The organism is Noviherbaspirillum aerium (assembly GCF_008929045.1).
In the GTDB taxonomy this organism is placed as follows: Bacteria; Pseudomonadota; Gammaproteobacteria; order Burkholderiales; family Burkholderiaceae_D; genus Noviherbaspirillum; species Noviherbaspirillum aerium.
Genome location: NZ_VFAH01000016.1, coordinates 50474 through 75578 on the forward strand (window position 1 = coordinate 50474; position 25105 = coordinate 75578).

The window sequence follows — 25105 nt, forward strand, 5'->3', positions numbered from 1 at the left end:
CGCATCTCAGGCATGGCACTCATCACCGACGAGGTCTGACATGCGCATTGCGAACCATCCTGCTTCCCTGCCTCACCCGGAGATTCCCCCTCGCAAGCCGTCGCCGCTGCGGCATGCGATGCGCCTCGCAGGTCTTGTCGCGCTGCCGGGGGCAGGCGCCGCCTGCCTGCTCTGGCTGTCCTTGGCAGGCGGCAAGCCTTTTTCATTCATGGCCTGGATGGGCTATGCCCTGGCAGTCTGGACGGTAGTCAACGGCTGCATCCGCCACCGTCTTGCCGCAAGGCTCGGCCATGCGGCAGACGCCGAATCCGAATACCGGCGCGATCTCGCCGCGCTGCGCGAACAGTTGTCGCAGCAGAGCATGGCCCTGGAAAACATGCGGAAGGCGCTCGACGTCGCCGAGCAGGCCTGTCTGGACAAGACCCGCTTCCTTGCCGCGGCGAGCCATGACCTGCGCCAGCCCATGCATGCGATCACGCTGTTCGTGGCCGCGCTCAAGGCAGAAAATTTCGAGGGCCGCCCGCGCTATCTTCTGGACCGCCTCGACCGCTCGATCGCGGGACTCGACGAACTGTACAACCGCCTGCTCGATCTGCGCCGGCTCGACGCCGGCGTCATCACGCCGGCATTCAAGACCTTCGACGCAAGAGCCATCACCGACACGCTGGAATCGCGCTTCGCTGCGGTGGCGGCCAGCAAGTCGCTCGACTTCCGCATACGCTGCCGCGAGGGCCTGCGGCTGCGCAGCGATCCTGTCCTGCTGGATGAACTGCTGAGCAATCTGCTGTCGAACGCCTTCCGCAACACACAGCGCGGCGGCGTGCTGCTGTCCCTGCGCGAACGTCATGGGCAGGTGCTGATCCAGGTAATCGATACCGGCTGCGGCATTCCCGCGCAATACTTCGACGCGATCTTCGACGAGTTCGTGCAGCTGAACAATCCGTCGCGGGATCGCCGCAAGGGTTCGGGACTGGGGCTGGCCATCGTGAAGCGGCTGGCCAATGTGCTGGATCACCGCCTCCGGCTGCGTTCGCGGGTGGGCCGCGGCTCCTGTTTCGAGCTGCAGCTGCAGGGCGCGCCGGCGGAAGCCGTCGACATGTGCGAACCGTTTGCAAAGGTGCCGGCCTCCATACTCAACGGCGCGCTGGTGCTGGTGGTCGACGATGAAACCGACATCCTCGCGGCAATGGAAGCGATCCTGAGCTCATGGGGATGTTACTGCATCACCGCCCGCTCCCCGGGCGAAGCGGCGCGCTACATCGACGACAACCCGCGCTTCCCGGATGTCATCATCACCGATCACCGGCTAAACCATCACCTGACCAGTTTCGATGTGGTCTCGGCAGTTTCTCCCATGCTGCCCTATGAAGTGCCGGTCATCATGATCACCGGCGAGTGTTCGCCCGGCCTGGAAAAGGAAGCGCAGGAGATGGGCTACGCCTTCATCAGCAAGCCGGTCAATGCGCCGCGCCTGCATCGCGCCCTTGAAGAGGCGCTGGCGAAGACGGCGGCGGCGATGGAGAAGGCGGCGTAGGCACTTGCGGCGGGCCGCATGGCCGACCGGCAACGCCGCATGCGATGCCGGCGGCGGCACGGCGCTCGAAAGCGGCATTTAAAACATCGGCAGCGAAATTCCCCGGCGCGCCACTTCCAGCAGCGCCTGGGTGCGCGTGGCCACCTTCATCTCGCGCAGGATCGCGCTGACATGAATCTTCACGGTGGATTCGACGATGTCGAGCTTGCGGGCGATCATCTTGTTCGACAGGCCCAGCACCAGCAGCGCCAGCACTTCCTTCTGGCGCTCGGTCAGGTTCCACTCGGGTTCGGCGAAACGCGTTTGCGCCGCGCCCGCGCCCGCATCCGGAGCAAGCACGCTGTCGGGCAGGCAAACCTTGCCCTCGAACAGGTTCCGCACGACATTCCTGATCTCCGCGGAATTGGCCGACTTCGGAACAAAAGCCTTGGCACCCATTTCCAGGGCGCGCAGCACCGTGGGCCGGTCTTCCTGTGCGGATACGACAACCACCGACATCATCTCGTTTCTTCGTTTCATGCTTTGCAGCGCATCGAAGCCGGAGCCATCGGGAAGCTGCAAGTCGAGGAAGGCGAAGTCGATGTTCTGGCGGCTGGCGATCTCGGCGCCGGCGGATGCGGTATCGGCCAGCCAGACGCCGGCCTCGGGCCGGATGCTCTTGACCATCATCGCGATGCCTTCGCGTATCAGCGCATGATCGTCGATTATCAGGACATTCATCGCATGCGTCGCCTTTCCTCCGGCCTCTCTTGTAAATTCTTTCGTGAATGTTTTCTTCGCTTCTGTTGCAGTTTGAAAAAAGCCTACATGGCATGGGTGAAGCTGTCTTTACTACTTGAGTATTATCGAATCCGGCGCGGCGTTGGCGTATCGTAGCCAGACATGGCCAGGCTGTCGCGTGCGCGAGGCAGGCGCCCGCCTGTCCGTGTTTGACCGCGCCGCGGTTCGCTGCCCGTTCTGACCGGAACGCAGTTGTCAAGTTCGCGCCCTGCGGCAGAAGCCGCGCGGGGCGCGCTCGTCATGGCGCGCAGCATGCCGCCTCACTCACATCCCACCGCGAGTCCATGCCCATGTGGAAAAACAAGGTGATCTGGCCGGAAGACATCTTTCTTCAGACCCCGCATTTTGAGCAGCAGGAAAGAGACCTTGATGGTCTTCCCGATCGGAAGACCCGTCATCCGGCGACTCGCGGCCGGAACATTTCCGCGTTAATGCCGACCGGCCGCATCGATACGCCGGCGGCGCCCCGGGCAGACAGTTTCTGAAGGCCGGAGCCCCCATCACATCCCTACTGGCTCAACGACATGGAATTCGACAACGACAGAACCGTAGTACGCACCGGACACCGAACCTCACGCGCTCCGGGCGACGACATGAACGCGATGAGCGGCGCAATGAATACCCTGCCTATCGGCACCCGCCTCGGGGAATTCGAAATCATGGACCTGATCGGCGAGGGCGGCTTCGGCATCGTCTACCTGGCCTATGACCATTCCCTCGACCGCCATGTGGCGCTCAAGGAATACATGCCTTCGGGAATGGCGGCACGCACGCAGATGCGGCAGGTGACGGTGCGCTCGCGCCAGTATGAAGACACCTTTGTTACCGGCCTGAAAAGCTTCATCAATGAAGCCCGCCTGCTGGCGCGCTTCGATTCTCCTTCGCTGGTGAAGGTCTACCGGTTCTGGGAGGAAAACGGCACCGCCTACATGGCCATGCCTTTCTATGACGGCGTCACGCTCAAGCAGGCTTACAAGGAAAAGCGCATTTCGCCCGACGAGGAATGGATACGCGCGCTGCTGGCCAACATGTTCGACGCGCTCGAAACCATCCACCGCGAACAATGCTTCCATCGCGACGTGGCGCCGGACAATATCCTGCTGCTCAAGGACGGGCGGCCGCTGCTGCTCGACTTCGGCGCGGCGCGCCGCGTGATCGGCGACCTGACCCAGGGGCCGACCGTCATTCTCAAGCCCGGCTTCGCGCCGATCGAGCAGTATGCCGACATTCCCGGCTTGCGCCAGGGTGCGTGGACCGACATCTATGCGCTGGGCGCGGTGGTGTATTACCTGATCACGGGCAAGGCGCCCTCGCCGGCCGTCTCGCGGGTCGTGCATGACGACATGGTGCCGGCCCGCGCAGCGGGGCGCGGCAGGTTCAGCGATGCCTTCCTCGCGGCGATCGACCATGCGCTCGCCGTCAAGCCGGAACACCGCATCCAGTCGGTGCCGGCCATGCGTCTGGCGCTGGACATGGAAGGCGTCGAAGCGAGGCCGCTGCCGGGCACGGCCGGCGCCGCTCGCGCCGGCAAGCCGAAAGCGGGCGCCGCCCCGGAGTCGGGCGCCGCCGGAATGACCGGCATGGCGGGCAAGCATGTCAACCAGGCGGCACGCCAAGAGACACGCCAGGCTGCGCGCAGCATGCCGCCGTCCACGATGCCGAAAGATGCGGCCGATGCCGATGCTGACGCCGATGCCACCGAGGTCGACTGGAAGAAATCCATGGTCGGCGAGCAGCGCTACTACCCGCAGGAACGCAGCCGCAGGAAGGCGGGAGTTATTGCAGCGGTATTGCTGGCAGCGGGCGCCGGTTCGGCCCTGATCGCCTATCAGCTGATAACGCCCGGACAGGGGCAAGACGTTCTCGCGCAGGCCGAGGATACCCGGCGCGGCAGTGCCGGAGCGATGCCGGCGGCAAGTACGGGAACGCCAGACACCGCCAGGGGCATGGATTCAGGCGACGGCAGTGGCGGAACGGTCCAGGGTACGGCGCGCGTGCCCGCACCAAGGCCGGCGCCAACGGCGGCGACGCCGCCCATGGCACCGGTGGCACCGGCACCGCCGGCACCACCCACGGCCAGCGATGCGACGCGCACGCGCGACATCATTCCGCCGCCCATCCAGGCCGAGCGTTCTTCCGCAGCCAAGGACAAGGGGGCGACACGCGAATTGCCGCCGCAGGCCAAGGCAACCGCGCCTGCCGCACCGGCCACCGAGGCGGCGGAAGAAAGGCTGTGGAACGGCGCGAAGAACACCGATACCGCCGAGGGATACAAGGCTTACCTGAAGCGATATCCGGAAGGAAAATATGCGGCGGTGGCGCGCATCCTCGCGCAGGAAAAACAGCATTCGGAACTTGCGATGCTTGGCGAGCCGTCGGAACGGCAGGCGAAAGGCGATGCGGCCGTGTCCCGAAGCAGCACCGGCACCAGCACCAGCAGTATGAGTGGCACTAGTGGTACCAGCGGCACCAGCCGTAGCGGCAACGGACGCGATACGGCGAAAACGGCGGACGGCGCTCCCAGGGAGCGCAGCGAGACCGCCGCCGCGACGACGTTGTCCCAGCGCTCCAGACAAGTCGAGCAGCCGCAGCCGGTGCAGCCGCCGCAGAAGGCCGATACCCCGGCCAGCGCCCCAGCCGCAACGCCGGCGGATACGATCGCAAAAAATACGGCGCCTGCGGCACAATCCGAACAAGCGCGCAGGGAAGCACCGCTTCCCGCCGAACCGAAAGAAGAGAATTCACTGCCCGCCGCGGCAGGCCCTCAGCGCACCTACACTTTCCCGGGGCAGACCATGGTGGGCAACTTCAGCGCCGATCCCGTCAGCGGCCTGGTATCCGGCAGCGGCCAGATCCGCTGGGACAACGGCGATCGATTCGAAGGCCGGCTGGTGAAGGGTGTCAAGGAAGGCAAGGGCCGTTTCGTCTGGGCCAATGGCCAGGAATACAGCGGCGACTGGTCCGCCGACAAGCCTAACGGAAGAGGCGTGCTCAAGTTCGCCAACGGTAACCGCTATGACGGCGAAGTGCGCGACGGCCAGCCGCATGGACAGGGCACGACACGTTTCCAGAGCGGCGATGTCTATAGCGGCAACTGGGTGCGCGGCGTGCTCAACGGACGCGGCGTGCTGCAATTCGCCACCGGCGACCGTTACGAAGGCGAGCTGCGCAACGGCGAGCCGGATGGGCAGGGCAAGACGCGCTTCCGCTCGGGAGACGTCTATGTCGGCCAGTGGGCGCGCGGCAAGCACCACGGGCAAGGCCGCTATACCTGGCAGAGCGGCAATTACTGGGAAGGAGAATTCCGCGACGGCAGTCAGACTTCGAACGGCCAGCTGGTACGCGCCGAAAGCAGCCCCGGCACCGTGCCGGCAACAGCCAGCGGCGGCGAGGGCACGCGCGAAGGGCATGACGCGGAGGGCGCCGGCAGATAAGCCGGCGCGCGCTCATGCCTGCCGCATGGGCGCGAATCAAACGGTGTGTGAACCTTGCCTGTTCGTCACGTCAGGAAGCTTCACTCCCATGAGTTGGCCGAGGTCGTCATTTTCTGATTCAGTGATCGTCCCCTCTTTTAACCTGGACAACAGCTCCAGCTGACGCATGTCATCGGATGTGCCTTTCCCCGAGTTGAGCTTTGCCTCAAGACGCTTGGCTAATTCATTAATCAGTTTCTCTTGTACTTTGTCACCAAGCTTTGGCTGGGCCAGCATTGACCTTAAGTCTTTTTCGCTCAAATCTTCAGCGCCGCCCTTGCCACCCTGAAGTTTCATTTGAGTTGCGAAATTTGCGACTGGATTCATGTTGTTCTCTCCTTAACAAAGGTTCTGACAAAAATAACAATTAACTATATTTCTTAAGTTGCATGAGCCGTCTTCCAGTTCCACATCGCGGTCCGGGATAAAACCTTCCGGTCTTGCGGACATGCCCGGCACTCAGGCAAGACAGCAATTGCAGTGACTGCAGCGCTTGTTTTGTTGCGGGCATGTCCATTGGCACCGTCGCATTGGTAACAATTGGCAACACGCGCAAAACCTCGCCGCTTCCTATCCTATGCTTTGCGACACTGGTGCCTCTGGCACCCGAATGACCGTGTCTTAAATTTTTATGGGTGGATGAAATGAAGAAAGGATCTTTGATTGCCGCGACATCGCTTGCCGCAATGCTGATGCTGACCGGATGCGCCGGCATGTCCCAGCGTGACAAAAACACCGCCATGGGAGCCGGCATCGGCGCGGTGGCCGGCTCGGTGCTGACCAACGGCAGCGGCATCGGCACTGTCGGCGGCGCGGCGGTGGGTGGCGTGATTGGCAACCAGGTCGGCGGCAGAAGGCGCTGAGCTCCGCATCAATTGGCACCATACGCCGGCCGCGCGCACTCTCTGCAGGAATTTCCTTCCTGCAGAGGCTGTCATCATGAACATCACCGGCCTGACAACGCCATCATCCGAGGGCTCTTCCTTGCGGATACCAACCCCGATCGACTCCTCAAGCAAGGCATGCGGCCGCGGGAAGCGGCGCCGCACGCAACGGCGTCCCGAGCATGACGTCATCAAATAGGCGATGACCTTCAAGCCGGACGGCAGCATCGCCAGTCCGTCGCAACGAATCGAGGACCTGTTCCGCGCTCGCGGCGGAAGACGCCATAGCGGCTTTGCATTACCCGGCGCGATGCTTTCCATGCGTTATCCATCGCCGGTCCGACTTCCGCAATATCTGAGGCGAATCAAAAAATGGAGCAGGTTCCATGCCCTCCCCGCATGGCCGTTCAGGTCATGAATGCTAGTATGCATGCATGATCCGGGCAGCGTGCCGCGCAACGCGCATCCGCTCACGCCGGACAAGACAAGGCGGCGACATGGGAAACATATCGACGATCGGAACCGCGGGGCAATTGAGGGCGACGCGGGCACTGATGAAATTCTGCCGTGATCACCGGCACAATCCCCTGTTCGTGGAAAAGCTCGGCGATTGCCTTGCCGCGCTCGAGAACAAGGACAAGGAGCGGGTCATGGGCGTCATGGAATTGTTCAAGCATGCGGGCAGCGGTTCCTATCTGGACTGGCGTCCGGAAGTGACGGCAGACAATGAAGATCCCGAGTATGTCGAGACGGTCTGGTGGGCGCTGAATGCCAATTGGCATCATGCGCTGAGCGTCATCAACAAGCCGGGTTGAAGCGGCGCGGCGGAACCATGCCGATTCCTGTGATGACCGGATCTGGCCGAGGGCTCGCCTGCGTGAAAGGCTGGATATTAAGGAAGGAGATTTATTTAAACTTGCCGAGATAATTTAAAGGTAGGAAGGCTGCATCGACCAACAAGCAAAATCAACAATCAATAACAAGGAGACAGCGATGAACCATGGATTAAAGACGAGCTGCGCGGCGGCTGCCTGCGCGATTCTGCTGGCGGGATGCGCGGGCATGCAGGGATCGAGGCAGGGACCCGGCGATATGAGCTTCTTCGTCACCAGCACCGGCCCGGGCAAGGGAGCCGATCTGGGTGGACTGGAAGGAGCCGATCGGCATTGCCAGTCGCTAGCGACAGCCGCCGGCGCCGGCCAGCGCACATGGCGCGCCTATCTGAGCACGCAGGCGTCGGCGCTGAATGACCCGAATTTCGTCAATGCGCGCGACCGCATTGGTTCCGGTCCCTGGCAGAATGCGAAGGGCGAGGTCATTGCAAAGAATGTCGAGCACCTGCATTCGCCTGCGAATAACCTGACGAAAGACACTGCGATCGATGAGAAGGGCCAGCCTGTCAACGGCCGCACGGACAAACCCAACAAGCATGACATCCTCACCGGTTCCCGTCCCGACGGTACGGCATTTCCCGGCGCGCCTTTCGGGGACATGACTTGCGGCAACTGGACCAGGAGCGGCACCGAAGGCTCGGCCATGACGGGACATCATGACCGAGTGGGTCCGATCAATACCCCATGGGCCACTTCCTGGAATTCCGCTCATCCCACACGCGGCTGCCATCCTGAAGGAATCAAGAGCACCGGCGGCGATGGATTGCTGTATTGCTTTGCGGTGAAGTGAGTCGCACGAACAGAGACCCGGCATTTCGAGGCCTGGACGGATTGCCCGGATTTTCGCAGCGCGGAGTCCATTCCGTCTTCCTGAGTGGCTGTTCGGAATTTTATCGGAGCGTTTTCGCCTTGACCGGCAGCGGCCCAGTCGAGGCCGCTTCCTTCCCGCCCGAACCCTCCGGGGAGCCCCGCAAACCGGTCGCCTGCGGTGTTGCGGGGCTTCGGAGCTGCAACCATGCCAAAAGATACCGAACAGGCTCTGATGCCGTTGGTGAACTGGAGCCCGGGCTTTTGCCTACATGCGTATCAAAGGGATTGGAAGGTCGGAACACACATCTCCTTCACACAGAGCTTCCTTGTTTCTGAGAGGAGGATAGTGCAGTATTCATTCTGATTTCCCTTCGCAGAATCCAATTCTAAATGTTCATCCATTTTGCAAAATCTTGCACGGCATTGGTTTGATTTGAAGCGCCGTTTTCAGCGACACGGCGAAAATCCCCTTCACCGATCCAGCCATCTTTGTCGTCATCAATATTCGTTATACCGCCGGCCGACAAAAGATCGCGGGCCGCGTGCTGCTCCTCCTGCGTGAGTTGAACGAGCTCACCGCCTCTATTTGTAAACTTGCCATGTTCAGACATGTATTTCAGGTTCTTATCGTTGAGCGTGTAATTGCCTTCGGGGGCAAGGCGCCCCATCGTATCGCCAAGAACCGATGACGATTTTTTGATTAATTCTTCTTTTGTCATTCTCCGGGAAGCGTCGGAATCCAGAAGTGAAACGAAATCGGTTTGATTTGAACCTGCGACGCTGGTAGTGGCCATATTATTCCCCATGAAAAGTGAACTATTCTCCTTTTCCGCTTTGCCCGAAAGAGCATCGGATGGATAAAAACTGAAGTTCCGTTTAGTACGTAACGGCACCAAGATGAAAGTTCGCTTGCGGGCGAATTATTTCAACTGAAGTTAAAAGCGACGCCCGTCGCGTGCGTTCAAGGAAGAGGACAGCGGCGGAGCTTTGCCAGGCAATTTGAATGGCGAGATGAAAGACCAACACCCGAAAGTTTCTGTCGCCAGGACAAAAGTAAGTCGATTGGCCAGCACAGTAAGCTGGGGAGAAATTCATCTCCCGCAGGACGAATGTAATACTGATGCACCGCAGGATACACCCGGTGCCAGGGCAGGTCCGCGCAGCCATGAAGTTCAAACCGCTTCAATGATTTAGGCATCCATAGGAACGCAAAAAAGGGAGACAAAGGAGTTTTCCAACAGCCTGCCAGAGTTGGATCCGAAGCTTGATGCATCGGCAAGCACAAACCTTGTTTCCCTCTTTTTGCATCTGCCGTTTTCAATAGCACTTCGTTCAGTGGCTAATTTAAGAGTGTAAGAACGGACCAGGATATGGAGCACGCCGCCTCGACGCATCGCGGTTCGGGTAGCTTGAGATATCCGCGATATTCGATCCCGCCTGAGAAATTCCGACCAGATCCGTGCATTTCAAATTGCGGCCCGGCAGGAACCAACCGCATGCGGTTTTTACTCACCAGTGTAACGCCCGAAATTTCTTAAACACTTGATTGGAGAATCCTATGGCAATGCCCGTTCCCTTAAAGCCACCAATAGAGGCGCAGCCCCCAAGCGTGCCGGTAGATCTGCCAATACGGAATCCTCCGGACGGTTCCAAAATGAACTTGGACACTGATGTAAGACAACCGCTCAAGGCCAAGAATGTGACGCCGGAGGAAAAAAGAGAATTTCTGCAGAATGTCATGGAAAATCTACAGCGGGAACCAGATAAGAACAATACAAAAAAGGAACTGACTAATCTGCTCGAAGATTATTTTGACCAATCCCTCAGCCCCGGCCGGCAGAAGAAATTGGAGAATATGCTCGGGACCGACCTCGATATGTCGAAAGAGGGCGAGCCTCATCGAAAAAAGGACGAAGTCTAGGGCCTATTCACACTTGATTTGGGATATACGTTCGCATCACAACGCATGTTGGCGCTGGCACGTTATGGTGCGAACCCTCCGGGAAGACACCGAAGGCCTCGCCGTCGAACCCTGCCTGATGTATTTACGGCTTGTGGCTGGCCGAAGCTTCAGCGCAATCCCGGCCTCGAGCCGCAACGCGATAACTCCTGCGGTCTCATGTCATGGATTACCCCGCAAGCTGTATCCTCGCTTACGCTGATCAGCGCCTGAACGGGCGACCGCGAGATGAATGTTAACGAGGTGCCACGCCGAAGCAGCCTATGCTGACTTCAACCTGGCACGAACGGAATGCATGTGTCATAAGACAGATCGCCCCATTACCGATGTTAATTCCTGATTTCACCAGACTCGGCCGGCCGGCCAGGCTCGCTTGGCTGGACGGGCTCGCCTGGCTGGACGGGCTTAAGACCGCTATGATGAAGGGGGGCAGGATCAGAATCAATAGAACGCTGCAAATGTTCCATCGAAAACTGCTCCCCACCTGGATTAATTGAAGACGTTCCACCATTGTTCAGGATGGTCTGCGCCGCCTTGCTCAATTCAGGAGAGACGGTATGCTTCTTGCCATCGTCGTCTTTCACTTCCCAGCCCGGATTTTTTGCCAAGCTCCTGAGGAATTCGTCATTAAAGCCCATTGAATTTGCCTTATCGGTATCGAGGCGCTTGAACATCTCGAGCATGGATTTTTTGGCGTCATGAAGTTCTTCATTAGGGGGTGGGTTCTGGTTCCGAGGTTGATCAATTCCACCAGGAGCGGACGCTTGGGACTGAAGTGGAACGGATTGGTGAAGGGATATGGGTCGCATTTCAAATTTCCTTAATGAATATTGGCCGGATGATTTATTCCGCTTGCCTCCTGTTTAAGCCGGCAAGGCACCTTGGTTTTAAATTCAATCCTGCCGGCTTGCTCTACGCACGGACAGGAGCTTAATTCCGCAAGCTTAAGAGGCCCGCGTTCTTTTATGTGGAATCTGCAATGAAAAGGTTCCAGATGCTTGCGATGCCGGCTTCATCCTTCATCACCTATCCGAAAAGGTCCCTGCCGTCGCACCTATGCTGAGGCAGCAGGGTGCCAAGTTCAATGCAATGAAAGTGCGTTAAACAAATAAGACAAGCCTCCCTGTCCCGCATTCTCGATGCCAGGCCGGAATGTAATACCGATCCCAAACCATTCCATGGGAGTGCATCTTTTTCCGCCTGCCTGCGTTGTTTTCGCCAGCATTGGACAAGCCTCGCCATGGATTGCCGATAGTGCACTTCGGCCTCGCCATTCAAAAAACCCGTCGATCCGATGGTGCGTCGTGACTGGGATAGACACTAGCACTAGCACTAGCACTAGCCACAGGCCCGGGCAAGGAGAACGGCTTCGTCCTAACGGCGGCTGAAAACGACAAGGGCCCGAACGGGCCCTTGTCGTACCTGCTTCGCCTACAGGGATGAATTACTTGAACGCATCGAACAGCGCGCGGGCTGCCGCATGGCAGAACGGCGGTTCGTAGGTTCCGTGGTAGTTGCCGTAGTAAGTGGCAAAGGCGGCGCTGGCCGGATCGGTCGGCGCGCGCCCTCCGATGCCGAACGCGGCCTGCACCTGCGGATCGACATCCACCGAAGTCACATTGGTCAGGCCGCGGCTTGCGAAGTCGGCCTGCGCCACGTCGCGGTGTACGGCCGGCGGCACGGTGGGGTCGCCCGCGCCTCCGCAGAGCAGCGTGCGCGCCCTCGGATTCCAGCCGAGCAGGTCATTGCGCTTCGCGGCCAGGAACAGGGCGTTGTTCGGATTGGTCTGCGAATCGCTGATGAACGCCGGCTGGAAGACCGCGTCGCGCGCCTGGTTCGGCGTGACGCCCGGTCCGCCGGGCAGCAAGCCGGAAGTGACCAGGGTGGTGTAATTGAGCGTCGCATTCGGCAGCAGGTTCTCGACATAGCCCGCATACGGCGCCTTGAAGGCCTGGTTGACGTTGCTGTAGATGTTGCCGTAGACCTTCTGCCATGAGGTGACAAGGTAAGGCACGAAGAACTGGTAGCCGGCGATCGCCTCGGTCAGCTTGAAGGAGCCCGACAGGTTGTAGGGTCCGGCAAGGTGCGCGGCGGCCGCCACGCCGATCTCATTGGACAGGTCGCGCTCGATTGCGCGATGCGCCGCGGCCGAGGAATGCCCGCCCTGGGAATACCCGGTCAGCATGACCTTGCCGGACAGGTTGACGTTGCGCGCCGCCGCCGCCTTGCGTGCGGCACGGATCGAGTCGATGACGGACGTGGCTTCGGAATCGGCGTGCAGGTAGGGATGATAGGCATAGGTGGACTTGGCGAAGCCCAGGTAGTCGGTGGCCACCACCGCATAGCCTTGGGCGGCATACATGGCCGCCAGCAGGAAGGTTTCGCCATCGGTGGGATTGGCCAGCGTGCGCGGTTTCTGCACATCGGTGCCCTTGGCATAGGCGACCAGCGGCAGGTTGCTGTTCGGGCAGCTTCCCGCGGGCACCAGCATGACGCCCGAGGCATTGGTCTTCTCGGCATTGACGCCGACGGTGGAATAGTTCAGCGCCACCACCTGTACATCGCATCTCGCGGGGCCGGCGATCGCCTGCAGCCCGCTCGCCGACGCTCCCGCATTGATCTGCGTTGCGGTCAATGTCGTGAGAAGCTGGGGTGTTTCGAGCAGGTTGCCGCGGTCATCCCCGTCGTCGCTGCCGCCGCAGGCGGCGAGCAGGAGCGCGCTGAGCACTGCGAGGCTGGTTGTCCGCTTCATGGGAAGTTTCATCGTTACTGTCTCCGTAGTAGTAAAGGACCCGTGCATGCCTGCATCGGGTAAGCGCCGCGCCGCGATTCTCGTACAGTCTGCAGACCTTGGATTCCTTCCGGAGCCGGCTTTTTCCGAACGGGAAATGCATGTCTGGAACTGCAAAAGTATCGCGACGGTAAAGAGCCCGTTTCTTGTTTTACCGCAATGACTGGCCATTGCTGGTTTCGAAACTGTTCTCTTGTTGTCATATTAACCCGCTTATTTACCGAAACGAAAGCGAACGAAACAAAACAATCATGCATATCGGCAATATGGCCCGTTGATGTTGGAATTTTCACCGTGGCAGGCGATGCAGGGCCGAGACTTTGCCGCCTAAAGACGGTGTCAACAATGTATGAACTTGCCGGGGAAGCCCACAATGGGATCTCAATCCCATCCGGTGCATGCATGAAAGCGATTGCCCGGGAGAACGCAGTCCATGGCGGAGACACGGCAGCCTTCAAGAAGCGCTGGAGCCATTCATCCCCAGGCGCAATATCGTGCGGGACCGGCAGGCGAACAAGGAAGAAGGGGCAAGGCCGGTGCGACCGAAGACACGGTCAGGCCGTCGATCGGCATTGGCCAGGATGGCGATCCTTCGCGCACTGGATGCAGCATGAGTGCAAGCCGCAATCCGGCGGCGGTGATACGGCGTGATGGCGTAATAAGCGTGATGGCGCGGCCGTTTGCCGGCGCGGCTCTGCGGGATCATGCTGGCGTGTTTGCCCGACCGAGGCGCATTGCTTCAATCTCCGGGAACCGGCCGGTTCCCGGTGCATGCTCATTCTACGAGTCGCGCTTCCCCGCAGCCAGCCACGTCAGGTATTGCTCGAAGCTCGTGAAGTTGAGCAGGTCTTCAGCGCCGGATTCGGCATCGCTCTCTTTCTGCGGCGGCTTGCGCGCTATCGGACCGGTCACCCCGGCCATGCGCCCGGCTTCCGCAAGCTCGATGCCAAGGATGCGGCGCATCCTGTCATGTTCGGCGCTCATGTCAGCATCCTCCTGCGCTCGGCCCAGAAGTCGAGAATCCAGGCCGGCTCCTGCCTTACCGGGTTGCGCATTGCACGCTCCTGCATCAGCCGCTGCATTTCGCGGCGTTCATTGCGTATCGTCACTCTGGTTTTGCGACACATTGCAGCCTCCTCGAAACGACAGAACAAACCGGAGCTGCCAGGCATTGCGCAGCATGCCGGACCAAGTTTTTAGCTTGCAATGATGAGTGGAAGCGGAGGGAACACTGGTTCCACTTCCACCCCGCCGCAACCGTGGCAAAGGCAGTAAGCGCGGTAAAGGGGCTCGCATGTTTCTGCAGGTAAATCGGGAATGGCCCTGTCGCGAAAAAGCAGCCGCACAGGCAAACGGAACGACCCGCATTTCTCCGATATCGGTAAAAATTGCGTCATGACCAAAGAGCCCGACTTTGCCGCGCTGTTCGAAGCGTCTCCCTATCCCTATCTGCTCATCGCGCCCGATCTGACCCTGATCGGCGCAAATCCGGCTTATCTGAAGGTAACCGGCACAACGGCCGGGGCCATCCTGGGGAGACATATCTTTGACGCCTTTCCCGCAAGTCCCACGGCCCCCGAATCCACGAATCTCAACGAAATACGCACCTCGATCGAGAACGCCATTGCCACGCGCAAACCGCATACCAGCGCGCTCCTGCGCTACGCCGTGCCCCGGCAATCGCCGGAAGGCACCATTTTCGAGGAGCGCTTCTGGAGCGCGATTCATACGCCGGTGCTCGACAAGCAGGGCAAGGTCATGTTCGTTGCGCAGAACGCCATCGATGTGACGGACCTGTACCGCTTCGACGAGCCGACGAAGCGTTATTTCCTGAAGCAAAACCTCATTGCCGTGCCCGACATCACGGAACGCACCCGCCCGCAGCTGCACGAGGCCATGACGCGCATCCTGAATGCGCAGCGTACCCAGCTGCAGACCCTGTTTGACCAGGCGCCCGGTTTCATCGCCGTGCTGACGGGTGAACAGCATACTTTCGAAATGGCAAACGATGCGTTCTACCAATTGGTCGGACAACGCGACCTGATTGGCAGGGCCATTCGGGAGGCACTGCCCGATGTGGCCGAACAGGGATTCGAGCGCACGCTCGACGACGCTTACCGATCCGGCAGGCCAATCGTGCTGCGCAACCGGAAGCTGGCGGTGCAGCAGGAACCGCATGGACCGCTGTCCGAGCGCTATGTTGAGCTGGTGTTTCAGCCTATCGTGGATGCCGATGGCGTCGTGTCGGGCATCCTGATGCAAGGCCATGATGTGACGAGAGCATACTCCGCCAGCCTGACGCTCGAGGAAAAGATCCGCCAGCTTGAACAGGCCAAGGCGCGGCAGACGATGCTGCTGCGGCTGGGAGACCGGCTGCGCGGCGTTGCCGACAACCCGGAAGCGATGATGACGGCAGCCAATCAGGAGCTTGCCACGTTCCTGAATGTGCCGCGTGCCGGCTATGTCACGTTCGAAGAACATTCCAGCAAGGCGGTCGTGATCAATACCTTTGCGGACCTCAGCCGCGTGCCGCCCCTGCCTTCCGTTGTAGAGGAGCCGGATGAATACGGTCAGTCGGTGATGAATGAACTCAGGGCCGGCCGCACCATCATCGTCGACGACATAGAGAATGACCCGCGCACAGCGGGGGCCGCCGCGCGGGCGCATGCCGCCATTGGCGCCAGGGCGTCGCTGGCGGTCCCGATACGCCGGCATGGCAGGTCCGTTGCGTTCATGTTTGCGCATGATGATACGGCGCGGCGCTGGTCGAACGATGACGTGGAGCTGATGTACCAGACCGCGGACCGGACCTGGGAAGCGGTGGAACGCGCGCGCGCCCTGCTCGCGCTGCGCGACAGCGACAGACGCAAGGATGAATTCCTGGCCATGCTCGCGCACGAACTGAGAAATCCGCTTGCGCCCATCGGCGCCGCCGCAGAGCTGCTGCAGCTGGTCAAGCTCGATGAACATCGCCTGCGGCAAACCAGCGAGGTGATCGGCCGCCAGGTACATCACATGACCGGCCTGATCGATGACCTGCTGGATGTGTCGCGGGTGACGCGCGGCCTGGTCAAGCTGGACAACATGCCGCTGGACGTACGCGATATCGTTTCGGATGCGATGTAGCAGGTCGGTCCCCTGATACAGGCGCGCGGACATCAGCTTGTCCTGCACCTGGCGCCGCGCCCCCTGAGGGTGGAAGGAGACCGCAAGCGGCTGGTGCAGGTGGTCGTAAACATCCTCAACAATGCCGCCAAGTACACTCGCGACGGCGGCCATATCGCGATCAAGACCGAGCTGACGGAAGCGCAGGTGATCATCGAGGTGAGCGATGACGGCATCGGCATGGCGGCCGACCTGGTCACGCGGGTATTCGACCTCTTCGCTCAGGCGGAACGCACATCGGACCGATCCTCGGGGGGACTCGGGCTGGGCCTGGCGCTGGTCAAGAGCCTGGTGGAATTGCACGGCGGCGCCGTGACCTGCTCAAGCGACGGCGTCGGCAAGGGCAGCACCTTCCGTGTGTGCCTGCCGCGCCTGAAAGACAACCAGCAGCCCGGCGACCGCGGCATCGCCGAAACCGATCCGCGGATCTGCGCGGATTCGTTGCGCATCCTGATCGTCGACGACAACATGGACGCCGCCGCCATGCTGGCGATGCTGCTGGAAGCACTGGGCCACCAGGTGCTGGTCGAACATGGCCCGCATCGGGCGCTGCAACGGGCCAGGGAAAGCAGGCCGCAGGTATGCCTGCTCGATATCGGCCTGCCCGAAATGGACGGCAATGAACTCGCCAGGCGCCTGCACGACATGCCGGAAACCAGGGACGCCGTGCTGATTGCCGTGACGGGATACGGCCAGCAGAACGACCGGGAAAGCGCGCTGGCGGCCGGCTTCGATCATCTTCTCGTCAAGCCGGTCGATACCCAGAAACTCGTTGCGATTCTTGCCGGCATCGGGACGATGGCGTCCGGGACAAAATCCTGATGGAGCCTTTCCTGAAAGGATAAGCCGCCGCGGCGGTCGTGCTTCCATCCATCGGAAAGCCCCCGATTGCCACGGGCATGAGCCACGGTGGCCGCACTTCGGAACAGTGATGAAAAACAAGCAACGCCAGGGCCTGTTCCCACTTCGTTCGGGAGATGCGTTCGCATCATAACGCGTGTTGGCGATGGCGCGTCGCCATGCCTGGCATTCGCTCCCTGCTTTCCTTTCCATCCCTTGCCCATCGCGTACGCTCCATGCCCTCGCGGGTGTCGGGAACGGCATCCTCATGCCCGTGGCAAATACGACAATCTCTTCCCGCGTCCTCGGTTCACCCCCGATTCTCAACAAACCTCAACAGTCCCCGGCGGGCTGAACCATGTTTCTTGCAGTTACCACACATAACTAAGTAATCGATCTGAACTGCATGACGCTTCGAAGCCGAGGCCCATTCGCAGACGGTTACTTGGGTCGAACCAGGGGAGCGGCGTCGTTCAGGGGCCGCACCGGAAGTTGGCAAGTGCCTCGTAAGCATGCGTCGCTTCCGGCCTCTCCGTCAAATTCAAACTTGTCATTTGTGATGAAAGGAAGCTTGTATGAAGAACCAATTTTTCTCCGGTGCAGTGCGTTTTCTGCGTGACGAAGAGGGCGCTGCCGCCGTCGAGTACGGCCTGCTGGCCGCGCTCATCGCGGTGGTCATCGTCATCGCGGTGTCGAGCGTGGGCAGCAGACTCTGCAACACCTTCAACACCATCGCCACCAAGCTCGGCGGCACCGGTACCACGTGCGCGGCGATCCTGTCTTAAAACCCAGTCCCCGATCCGGCATGGCGGTGCCATGCCGGGCGGTGGCAAGCAAGTCACTTTAATCAATCCGCCGGAGGCAAACGATGCATCAACTTACCCCAGCGCTGATCGCCGACGGTGTGCTGTTTCTGCTGGGCGCATTCCTGGTCGCTGCGGTGTGCAGCGATCTGAAGTCCCGCCGCATTCCCAACAAGCTTGTCCTCGCCGGCATCGGCGCCGGATGCGCGCTCAACAGCGTCCTGCCCGAGGGGAACGGCTTCCTCAGCGCCCTGCCGGGCGCGGCTGGCATCGGCGCCGCGCTGGCGGGACTGGCTACCGGATTCTGTCTCATGCTGCCGATGTATCTGCTGCGCGCACTCGGAGCCGGGGACGTAAAACTCTTCGCGATGACAGGCGCGTTCCTGGGCGCCGAGGCCATGCTGCCCGTCGTGCTGGCGACCCTGATCGCGGGCGGCGCGCTGTCGCTGGTCGTGGCCATCCACGCCGACAGGCTGCGCCGTCTCGCGGACAACCTGCGCACGATGCTGCTGGCCAGTTATTTCAAGCTGGCGATGAATGAGATGCCGGCGTTTTCCGCGATGCCCGAGCCGGCGGGAAAGATGCCCTACGGCGTGGCGATTGCGGCGGGAACGCTGATCTGCATCGCCATCAGGCGCGGCGGCGTCGAGCTTCCGTGGTTTGCAAGCGTATTTCAATGACAGCCGGCCATCTGGCGGCGCACAAGCGGTTCAGGGCAATCTTTAGATGAACAAGGGAGGAAGTATGAAAGGCTCAAAAGCCATGGTAATGATCGGCGTGTCCTTCGCCGCAGCCGCGGGCGCCGTCGCGCTCTCGTCGCAGTGGATGAACCAGGAGGCCGGCGGCAATACGCGCAAGGTCATGGTCGCGTCGACGGATATCAATCTTGGCACGCGCCTCAACGGCGATGTGGTACGCCTGGCCGACTGGCCGGCCGACAGCGTGCCCGCCGGCGCCTTCAGCGACAGCAAGCAGATCGACAGCCGCGTCACGCGCGTGGCGGTGCAGCGCGGCGAACCCATCCTGGAATCGAAGCTCGCCCTGCCCGGCGCGACCGGCGGACTTTCCGCGGTGGTGGCCGAAGGCAAGCGCGCGATGACCGTGCGCGTCAATGACGTCATCGGCGTCGCCGGCTTCGCCCTGCCGGGAAACTATGTCGACATCCTGGTCAGCACCCAGGGCGAGCGCAAGCCGTCCGACATCAGCGACCAGAACATTTCCAAGCTGGTCCTGGAGCGGATCCTGGTGCTGGCCGTGGCGCAGGAAGCCAGCCAGAACGACACCAAGCCCAAGGTCGTCAATGCCGTCACGCTCGAAGTGACTCCGGAACAGGCTGAAAAGCTGGACCTGGCGCGCAGCGTCGGCCAGCTCTCCCTGGTACTGCGCAACCAGATCGACCAGCAACCGGCCGAGACCGCCGGCGCCACCAAGGCCACGCTGCTGTCGCAGGCCAAGCCGGAGACTGCCAAGGCCAAGCCTGCCGCGCCCGCCGCATCTGCCGCCGAAGCACCCAGGCCCGCCAGGAAAAACACCGCCAACACGCAGCCGGCGGCCAGGCAGGAATGCCAGTCGATATTGACCGGCTCCGGACAGATCACACAGTGCCGCTGAGCCGGGCCGGTTCAACGCGGATTTCAGGAATTCAAGGATTCGACAAGGGGAACATCATGAATACCAACCACATGCTCGCGCGGCCGCTGCCGCATCAGGGTGGCAGGCTGCTCAGGCACTGCATCGCGGCCGTCGCCGCCACCGCCATCGCCGGCCTGGCCCATGCCGCGCCAACCCAGGCTGCCGCCGACAACGACAAGGCAAAACGCGCGGAGTCCGCTCCCGCCAAGGCCGCGGCGGTGCCGGTATGCACCGGCGAATTTCCGCACGCCGCCAACCTGCGCGTGGCCGAAGGCAAGTCCGCCCGCATCGATCTTTCCTCGCTGAAGCTGCCGTCGCCGGCCTGGCTGCGCGCCGTGGCCGATCCCGAGATCGTCCAGATCGAACCGCTGACTTCCGCAAAGCCGCGCGGCATGTTCTTCGTGTTCGGCAAGAAGGTCGGCTCCACCAACCTGATGTTCCAGGACAAGGACGGCCGCTGCGCGATGGTGGAAGTCGCCGTGGGTGTGGACACCGCCGCCGTGCGCGACAGCCTGCGCGAACTGATGCCGGCCGAGAAGGATATCAAGGTCAGCGCCGCCGCCGATTCCCTGGTCATCAGCGGAACCGCCAGCGACGCGGCGGCAGTCGAGCGCATCCTGACGATCGCCAGCGCCTTCGTGCGCAAGGGCGGTGCCGGCGGGAGCGGCGCCGGCGCGGCAGGCACCGGCTACGAGCGCATCGTCAACATGATGTCGGTGGGCGCGCCGCAGCAGGTGATGCTGGAAGTGAAGGTCGCGGAGATTTCCAAGACCCTGCTCGACCACATGGGCGTCGGCCTGAACGCCACCGCGAACAAGGGCAGCTGGACGCTCGGCCTGCTGTCGAAATTCGGCGGCAACGGCAACGGCGGCGTACGCCTGGACAAGGGCGGCGACGGCTTCCTGCAGATCGATGCCGAACGCAGGAACGGCCTGGTGAAGATTCTCGCCGAGCCGACCGTGATGGCCATCAGCGGCCAGGACGGCAGCTTCCTCGCCGGCGGCCGCATCTTCATCCCGGTGGCGCAGGACGCGAACGGCAAGGTGACGCTGGAAGAGAAGGAGTTCGGCGTCGGCCTGCGCTTCACGCCGACCGTGCTGGAAGGCGGCCGCATCAACCTGAAGGTGTCACCGGAAGTTTCCGAGCTGTCGCGCGAAGGCGTCGGCATCTCTTCTTCCGGCACCGGCGGCAATGCCGTCCTGCCGCTGATCACCACCCGCCGCGCCGCCACCACGGTGCAATTGTTCGACGGCCAAAGCTTTGCGATCGGCGGCCTGATCAAGAGCAACATGGTCACCAGCATGAAGGCCCTGCCGGTGCTGGGCGAACTGCCGGTGCTCGGCCCGCTGTTCCGCAGCAGCGACTTCCAGACCGACAAGACCGAACTGGTCTTCATCGTCACCCCGCGCCTGGTCAAGCCCCTGCCGCAGACCTTCCCGCTGCCCACCGACCATCTGGTCGAACCCAGCCGCGAAGAGTTTTTCATTCAGGGAAAGATGGAAGGACAAAAAGCCCAGGCGCCGGCGGCACGACCGGCAAAGGCCCAATCGCACCCCACCGGTTTTGAAATCAAGTAAGCACCCAAGCAAGTCAGGAGAAGACCATGAAATCCGCAAGAAACACGGCTCGCCCGATCGCACTCGCCGCCGCAGTCGCCATCGCGGTCACGGCATCCGCAAGCTGCACGCCGCTCACGCCGAACCTGGACAGCCAGTTCGGCAACGCGCTCGGCACGCTCAAGGATGCCCAGACCATCAATCGCGCCGCGTCGGCCAGGACCGACAACCCGGCGCAGGACGGCAAGTCCGCGATGGAAGCCACCAGCCGCTATGTGAAATCCTTTGCCGCGCCGACACCGCACCAGAGCGTGCTCGGCACCGGCACGGGCAGCGCCCGCTAAGGGCGGCGACAACAGACAGCGACCAGATTTGAAACAGGGGAAAGCATGAACGACCTGAACCTCGCCATCGTGTCCGCCGGCAAGCATCGCCTCGATGCCTTCGGACGCATCCTGGCATCGACCAACCGCCGCCTGCAAGTGACGGCGATCGAGTGCGCGCCGCAACGCCTCGGCGCCATCACTACGCAACTGTCGGCCGACATTCTGATCGTCGACTGCCAGGATAACGACGAGGCCGCGCTGTCGGCGGCGCTCCTGGCGCTGGAACAGATCGGCATGCAGCATCCGGGCATGGCCATCGTCCTCCTCCATCATGGCCAGTCGCCCGACTTCCTGATCCGGGCCATGCGTGCCGGCGTGCGCGAAGTGCTGGCGCCGGACGCCGACATCGCGGCGCTCGACGCGGCCATCGGGCGCATTGCCGCCAAGGCCGGCAAGACGGGAACGCAGAACGGCAACTCCGGCAAGGTGCTTGCCTTCGCCTCCTGCAAGGGCGGAAGCGGCGCAACCTTCCTCGCGGCCAATCTCGGCTATGCGCTCGCCGCTCAGGGCAATGCGCGGGTAGCGCTGTTCGACCTCAACCTGCAGTTCGGCGATGCGGCCCTGTACCTCTCGGATGACAAGCCGGCCGCCACCATCGCCGACGTGGTGCAGAACATCTCCCGCCTTGACGAAGCCTTTCTGAAGGCGAACATGATGCAGGCTCGCCCCGGCTTCGACATCCTCGCGGCGCCGGCCGACCCGGCGTTCGGCCTGGAGATCAAGCCGGAACATGTCGATGCGCTGATCACGCTGGCCAGCCGCCATTACGACTACGTGATCCTCGACACCGGCCGCAATCTCGACGCTTTGACGATCCGCGCGCTGGACCATGCCGACACGATCTTCGCGGTCATGCAGGCATCCCTGCCCTTCGTGCGCGGCGCCAAGCGCATGCTCGGCATCTTCGGCTCGCTGGAATATCCGGCGCAGAAAATCGAACTCGTGGTCAACCGTTTCCAGAAGGACGGCGCACTGGGCATCAAGGATCTGGAAGCGGCATGCAAGACCGCGATCCGCCGTACCGTGGCGCACCACGCGGAAGCCGCCGAGGCGGCGGCCAACCAGGGGATCGCGGTGATGAAGCTGGCGGGAGGCAGCCCCATCGCCAGGAGCCTGGAGGCCTGGGCCGCCGACCTGCTCGGCAAGGCGCCCGCGGAAGAAACCAGCTGGTTCAATCGGATCCTGAAGCGCGCCTGAACGCGGTATCGGGAACATCATCGGATAAGGGGAACAACATGTCGCTACGAAACCGCCTGCAGATGCATTATGAAGAAGCCGCCGTACAGGAAGAACCGGCCGCATCGCACAGGAACACGCGTGACCAGCAGGTCTACCAGGATATCAAGCTGCGCGCCCACCTGGCCCTGCTGGACCAGATCGACCTGAAGCTGGTCGAGAAGCTGCCGCCGACGCAACGCCGCGACGAGCTGAAATCCCTGGCGGAAAAGGTGCTCGTCGCCGAGAACGTCGCGCTCAACGATACCGAGCGCAGGAACGTCGTGCGCGATGTCCTCGACGAAGTCCTCGGCCTCGGCCCGCTCGAGCCGCTGCTGGCCGATCCCGCGGTGTCCGACATCCTGGTCAATACCTGCGACCATGTCTATGTGGAGCGCATGGGCAAGCTGGAGGAAACCGGAATCCGCTTCAGCAGCAACGGCCACCTGATGAAGATCATCGACAAGATCGTGTCCGGCGCCGGACGCCGCGTGGACGAATCCAGCCCCATGGTCGACGCCCGTCTCGCCGACGGTTCGCGCGTCAATGTGATCATTCCGCCACTGGCCGTCGACGGGCCGGTCATGTCGATCCGCCGCTTCGGCGCCAAGGCCCTCGGCATGCAGGACCTGATCGGCCTGCAAAGCCTGACGCCGCCGATGGCCCATCTGCTCGAAGGCATGGTGAAGGCGCGCCTGAACATCCTCGTTTCGGGCGGCACCGGCAGCGGCAAGACCACCATGCTGAACATTCTTTCCGGCTGCATCGGCGCCGACGAGCGGGTGGTCACCATCGAAGACACCGCCGAGCTGCGGCTGCAGCAGCCGCACGTGGTGCGCCTGGAATCGCGCCCGGCCAATATCGAAGGCAAGGGCGAAATCTCGCAGCGCGCGCTGGTCAAGAATGCGCTGCGCATGCGCCCCGACCGCATCGTGGTGGGCGAAGTGCGCGGCGCCGAAGCGATCGACATGCTGCAGGCGATGAACACCGGCCACGACGGCTCGCTGGCGACGCTGCATGCCAACACGCCGCGCGACGCCCTGCTGCGCCTGGAAAACATGATCGCGCTGACCGGCATGTCGCTGCCGGCGCGCACCACGCGCCAGATGATCGCTTCGGCGGTATCTGTCGTGCTGCAGGTCGGCCGCCTGTCGGACGGCAGGCGCCGCGTGCTCAGCGTGCAGGAAGTGACGGGCATGGAGGGCGATGTCATCACCATGCAGGAAATCTTTTCCTTCCGCCAGACCGGCGTGGCGCCGGACGGCGGCGTGCGCGGCCATTTCTGCGCCACCGGCACGCGTCCGCGTTTCTGCGAACGCCTGCAGCTGAAGGGCATCACGCTGCCGGAGGGAATCTTCGATCCGCAGCGCCAGTATGACGTGAAAGCATAGGGAAGCGACATGGATATCCTGCATATTGCCGTGGCATTCGCCGTCTTCGTGTCGGCGGCCTTGCTGGTGGAAGGTCTCTATCTCTGGTGGAACGCCTTCTACAGCAAGGGCGCGCGCCGCCTCGCCCGCCGCCTGCGCGAAGACCGCATGGAAGCCCCGGCCGAAGTCACGCTGCAGAAACGCCGCCGCCTCAGCGGCAATGCGCGCGTGGAACGGTTCCTCGGCGCTTTCAAGATGGCCGACGTCCTGGCGCGCCTGCTGGAACAGGCCGGCTCGCCGATGACGGTGGCGCGTTTCCTCCTGCTGTGCGGCGGCGTCTTCCTTGCCGTGCTCGCCTTGCTCGGCCTCAGGGGCGCCTCGCCGCTGGCGAGCATCCCGGCCGGCCTGGCCGCGGGCGCCGTTCCGCTGGTCCTGCTGCTGCGCCGCCGCACCAGCCGCCTGGCGACCATGGAGCAGCAGCTGCCCGAGGCGCTGGAACTGATGAGCCGGGCCTTGCGCGCCGGTCATGCGCTGCCGACGGCGATCAAGATCGTGGCCGATGAAATGCCGGAGCCGCTGGCCGGACAATTCCGCATCGTGCACGACGAGGTGACCTACGGCATCCCCATGCAGGAAGCGCTCAAGGGCCTGTCCTCCCGCATCCCCGGCAGCGACGTCGGTTACTTCGTGGTCGCCACCCTGATCCAGCGCGAAGTGGGCGGCAACCTGACGCAGCTTCTCGATGTCATCGCCAGGATCATCCGCGAACGTCTCAAGCTCGCCAGCCAGATCAAGGTGTATTCGGCGGAAGGACGCCTCTCCGCCTGGATCCTCGGCCTGCTGCCGTTCGCCCTGGGCGCGGTGCTGTACCTGGTCAATCCGACCTTCATGGAACCGCTGTGGAATGATCCCGCCGGCGCGAAGATGCTGGTCATCGTCGCCGCCCTGATGGGGGTCGGCGTTCTCTGGATGCGTTCGGTCATCCGCATTCGTGTATGAGCGCAGGAAGGAAA

The 25105-nt window shown here is 62.1% G+C and carries 24 protein-coding genes; 17 read left to right on the forward strand and 7 right to left on the reverse strand.

The features are described from left to right. Positions 1-40 precede the first annotated feature (40 nt). Entirely contained in the window at positions 41-1534 is a 1494-nt protein-coding gene (locus tag FH061_RS20420) for an ATP-binding response regulator (RefSeq protein ID WP_192805163.1), read from the forward strand. Positions 1535-1612: 78 nt separating this feature from the next. On the opposite strand, the gene FH061_RS20425 is transcribed toward FH061_RS20420, so the two are convergent. Next, entirely contained in the window at positions 1613-2254 is a 642-nt protein-coding gene (locus FH061_RS20425; RefSeq protein ID WP_151637681.1) for a response regulator, read from the reverse strand. A 350-nt stretch (positions 2255-2604) separates the two neighbouring features. Here FH061_RS20425 and FH061_RS20430 point away from each other — a divergent pair, with 350 nt between their 5' ends. Continuing rightward, positions 2605-2799 (forward strand): hypothetical protein, encoded by a 195-nt coding sequence (locus tag FH061_RS20430; RefSeq protein ID WP_151637682.1) that lies wholly within the window; start codon positions 2605-2607, stop codon positions 2797-2799. A 39-nt stretch (positions 2800-2838) separates the two neighbouring features. Continuing rightward, positions 2839-5748, forward strand: coding sequence for a serine/threonine-protein kinase (locus tag FH061_RS20435; protein ID WP_151637683.1), 2910 nt, complete (start codon positions 2839-2841; stop codon positions 5746-5748). A gap of 36 nt (positions 5749-5784) precedes the next feature. Here FH061_RS20435 and FH061_RS20440 read toward each other — a convergent pair whose 3' ends face one another. Next, on the reverse strand, positions 5785-6114 hold the full coding sequence (locus FH061_RS20440) for a hypothetical protein (protein WP_151637684.1): 330 nt from the start codon (positions 6112-6114) through the stop codon (positions 5785-5787). A 317-nt stretch (positions 6115-6431) separates the two neighbouring features. Here FH061_RS20440 and FH061_RS20445 point away from each other — a divergent pair, with 317 nt between their 5' ends. The 3 genes from FH061_RS20445 (at position 6432) to FH061_RS20455 (ending at position 8354) form a co-directional block, all read left to right on the forward strand. Then, positions 6432-6650, forward strand: coding sequence for a glycine zipper 2TM domain-containing protein (locus tag FH061_RS20445; protein ID WP_151637685.1), 219 nt, complete (start codon positions 6432-6434; stop codon positions 6648-6650). A 518-nt stretch (positions 6651-7168) separates the two neighbouring features. Next, the gene (locus FH061_RS20450; protein WP_151637686.1) at positions 7169-7486 is read left to right on the forward strand and encodes a hypothetical protein; all 318 of its coding nucleotides are present in this window, start codon (positions 7169-7171) and stop codon (positions 7484-7486) included. A 178-nt stretch (positions 7487-7664) separates the two neighbouring features. Continuing rightward, complete coding sequence (locus tag FH061_RS20455) at positions 7665-8354, forward strand: hypothetical protein (protein ID WP_151637687.1); 690 nt, start codon at positions 7665-7667, stop codon at positions 8352-8354. Between the two features lie 406 nt (positions 8355-8760). On the opposite strand, the gene FH061_RS20460 is transcribed toward FH061_RS20455, so the two are convergent. Continuing rightward, positions 8761-9168 carry a hypothetical protein gene (locus FH061_RS20460; RefSeq protein WP_151637688.1) on the reverse strand — a complete coding sequence of 136 codons (408 nt, stop codon included), beginning with the start codon at positions 9166-9168 and terminating at the stop codon, positions 8761-8763. A gap of 764 nt (positions 9169-9932) precedes the next feature. Between FH061_RS20460 and FH061_RS20465 the strand changes: the two genes are divergently transcribed. Further along, positions 9933-10295 (forward strand): hypothetical protein, encoded by a 363-nt coding sequence (locus FH061_RS20465; RefSeq protein WP_151637689.1) that lies wholly within the window; start codon positions 9933-9935, stop codon positions 10293-10295. Between the two features lie 368 nt (positions 10296-10663). Here FH061_RS20465 and FH061_RS20470 read toward each other — a convergent pair whose 3' ends face one another. The 4 genes from FH061_RS20470 to FH061_RS30605 all read right to left on the reverse strand — a co-directional run bounded on the left by FH061_RS20470 (position 10664) and on the right by FH061_RS30605 (position 14252). Continuing rightward, positions 10664-11143: a hypothetical protein gene (locus FH061_RS20470; RefSeq protein ID WP_151637690.1), complete on the reverse strand. Its 480-nt coding sequence runs from the start codon at positions 11141-11143 to the stop codon at positions 10664-10666. A gap of 635 nt (positions 11144-11778) precedes the next feature. Continuing rightward, a complete protein-coding gene (locus FH061_RS20475; RefSeq protein WP_225984762.1) occupies positions 11779-13098 on the reverse strand; it encodes a lipase family protein in 1320 nt (439 codons plus the stop codon). 807 nt (positions 13099-13905) lie between these two features. Then, positions 13906-14109, reverse strand: coding sequence for a hypothetical protein (locus FH061_RS20480; protein WP_151637692.1), 204 nt, complete (start codon positions 14107-14109; stop codon positions 13906-13908). Beyond that, on the reverse strand, positions 14106-14252 hold the full coding sequence (locus FH061_RS30605; protein WP_192805164.1) for a hypothetical protein: 147 nt from the start codon (positions 14250-14252) through the stop codon (positions 14106-14108). The genes FH061_RS20480 and FH061_RS30605 overlap by 4 nt, the downstream gene beginning before the upstream one ends. Positions 14253-14520: 268 nt before the next feature. On the opposite strand from FH061_RS30605, the gene FH061_RS20485 reads away from it, so the two are divergent. The 10 genes from FH061_RS20485 (at position 14521) to FH061_RS20530 (ending at position 25091) form a co-directional block, all read left to right on the forward strand. After that, on the forward strand, positions 14521-16251 hold the full coding sequence (locus FH061_RS20485) for a PAS domain-containing protein (RefSeq protein ID WP_192805165.1): 1731 nt from the start codon (positions 14521-14523) through the stop codon (positions 16249-16251). 69 nt (positions 16252-16320) lie between these two features. After that, positions 16321-17112 (forward strand): ATP-binding protein, encoded by a 792-nt coding sequence (locus FH061_RS20490; RefSeq protein WP_225984763.1) that lies wholly within the window; start codon positions 16321-16323, stop codon positions 17110-17112. A 593-nt stretch (positions 17113-17705) separates the two neighbouring features. Further along, complete coding sequence (locus tag FH061_RS20495) at positions 17706-17915, forward strand: Flp family type IVb pilin (RefSeq protein ID WP_151637695.1); 210 nt, start codon at positions 17706-17708, stop codon at positions 17913-17915. 83 nt (positions 17916-17998) lie between these two features. After that, positions 17999-18613, forward strand: coding sequence for an A24 family peptidase (locus FH061_RS20500; RefSeq protein WP_151637696.1), 615 nt, complete (start codon positions 17999-18001; stop codon positions 18611-18613). Positions 18614-18677: 64 nt separating this feature from the next. Then, positions 18678-19544, forward strand: coding sequence for a Flp pilus assembly protein CpaB (gene cpaB / locus FH061_RS20505; RefSeq protein ID WP_151637697.1), 867 nt, complete (start codon positions 18678-18680; stop codon positions 19542-19544). Positions 19545-19600: 56 nt separating this feature from the next. After that, a complete protein-coding gene (locus tag FH061_RS20510; RefSeq protein ID WP_225984764.1) occupies positions 19601-21142 on the forward strand; it encodes a type II and III secretion system protein family protein in 1542 nt (513 codons plus the stop codon). Positions 21143-21168: 26 nt separating this feature from the next. Further along, positions 21169-21465 (forward strand): hypothetical protein, encoded by a 297-nt coding sequence (locus tag FH061_RS20515; protein WP_151637698.1) that lies wholly within the window; start codon positions 21169-21171, stop codon positions 21463-21465. A gap of 45 nt (positions 21466-21510) precedes the next feature. Beyond that, positions 21511-22704 carry an AAA family ATPase gene (locus tag FH061_RS20520; RefSeq protein ID WP_151637699.1) on the forward strand — a complete coding sequence of 398 codons (1194 nt, stop codon included), beginning with the start codon at positions 21511-21513 and terminating at the stop codon, positions 22702-22704. 38 nt (positions 22705-22742) lie between these two features. Continuing rightward, the gene (locus tag FH061_RS20525; RefSeq protein WP_151637700.1) at positions 22743-24113 is read left to right on the forward strand and encodes a CpaF family protein; all 1371 of its coding nucleotides are present in this window, start codon (positions 22743-22745) and stop codon (positions 24111-24113) included. A 9-nt stretch (positions 24114-24122) separates the two neighbouring features. Then, positions 24123-25091: a type II secretion system F family protein gene (locus FH061_RS20530; RefSeq protein WP_151637701.1), complete on the forward strand. Its 969-nt coding sequence runs from the start codon at positions 24123-24125 to the stop codon at positions 25089-25091. The last annotated feature ends 14 nt before the right edge of the window (positions 25092-25105 follow it).

Coding starts and splice junctions, on each gene's coding strand:
- FH061_RS20435 (WP_151637683.1), top strand. CDS start 2,839: ATGGAATTCGACAACGACAGAACCGTAGTACGCACCGGACACCGAACC.
- FH061_RS20460 (WP_151637688.1), bottom strand. CDS start 9,168: ATGGCCACTACCAGCGTCGCAGGTTCAAATCAAACCGATTTCGTTTCA.
- FH061_RS20530 (WP_151637701.1), top strand. CDS start 24,123: ATGGATATCCTGCATATTGCCGTGGCATTCGCCGTCTTCGTGTCGGCG.
- FH061_RS20525 (WP_151637700.1), top strand. CDS start 22,743: ATGTCGCTACGAAACCGCCTGCAGATGCATTATGAAGAAGCCGCCGTA.
- FH061_RS20495 (WP_151637695.1), top strand. CDS start 17,706: ATGAAGAACCAATTTTTCTCCGGTGCAGTGCGTTTTCTGCGTGACGAA.
- FH061_RS20420 (WP_192805163.1), top strand. CDS start 41: ATGCGCATTGCGAACCATCCTGCTTCCCTGCCTCACCCGGAGATTCCC.
- FH061_RS20470 (WP_151637690.1), bottom strand. CDS start 11,143: ATGCGACCCATATCCCTTCACCAATCCGTTCCACTTCAGTCCCAAGCG.
- FH061_RS20510 (WP_225984764.1), top strand. CDS start 19,601: ATGAATACCAACCACATGCTCGCGCGGCCGCTGCCGCATCAGGGTGGC.
- FH061_RS20485 (WP_192805165.1), top strand. CDS start 14,521: ATGACCAAAGAGCCCGACTTTGCCGCGCTGTTCGAAGCGTCTCCCTAT.
- FH061_RS30605 (WP_192805164.1), bottom strand. CDS start 14,252: ATGTGTCGCAAAACCAGAGTGACGATACGCAATGAACGCCGCGAAATG.
- FH061_RS20425 (WP_151637681.1), bottom strand. CDS start 2,254: ATGAATGTCCTGATAATCGACGATCATGCGCTGATACGCGAAGGCATC.
- FH061_RS20465 (WP_151637689.1), top strand. CDS start 9,933: ATGGCAATGCCCGTTCCCTTAAAGCCACCAATAGAGGCGCAGCCCCCA.
- FH061_RS20430 (WP_151637682.1), top strand. CDS start 2,605: ATGTGGAAAAACAAGGTGATCTGGCCGGAAGACATCTTTCTTCAGACC.
- FH061_RS20440 (WP_151637684.1), bottom strand. CDS start 6,114: ATGAATCCAGTCGCAAATTTCGCAACTCAAATGAAACTTCAGGGTGGC.
- FH061_RS20475 (WP_225984762.1), bottom strand. CDS start 13,098: ATGAAACTTCCCATGAAGCGGACAACCAGCCTCGCAGTGCTCAGCGCG.
- FH061_RS20480 (WP_151637692.1), bottom strand. CDS start 14,109: ATGAGCGCCGAACATGACAGGATGCGCCGCATCCTTGGCATCGAGCTT.
- FH061_RS20515 (WP_151637698.1), top strand. CDS start 21,169: ATGAAATCCGCAAGAAACACGGCTCGCCCGATCGCACTCGCCGCCGCA.
- FH061_RS20445 (WP_151637685.1), top strand. CDS start 6,432: ATGAAGAAAGGATCTTTGATTGCCGCGACATCGCTTGCCGCAATGCTG.
- FH061_RS20520 (WP_151637699.1), top strand. CDS start 21,511: ATGAACGACCTGAACCTCGCCATCGTGTCCGCCGGCAAGCATCGCCTC.
- FH061_RS20455 (WP_151637687.1), top strand. CDS start 7,665: ATGAACCATGGATTAAAGACGAGCTGCGCGGCGGCTGCCTGCGCGATT.
- FH061_RS20450 (WP_151637686.1), top strand. CDS start 7,169: ATGGGAAACATATCGACGATCGGAACCGCGGGGCAATTGAGGGCGACG.
- FH061_RS20500 (WP_151637696.1), top strand. CDS start 17,999: ATGCATCAACTTACCCCAGCGCTGATCGCCGACGGTGTGCTGTTTCTG.
- cpaB (WP_151637697.1), top strand. CDS start 18,678: ATGAAAGGCTCAAAAGCCATGGTAATGATCGGCGTGTCCTTCGCCGCA.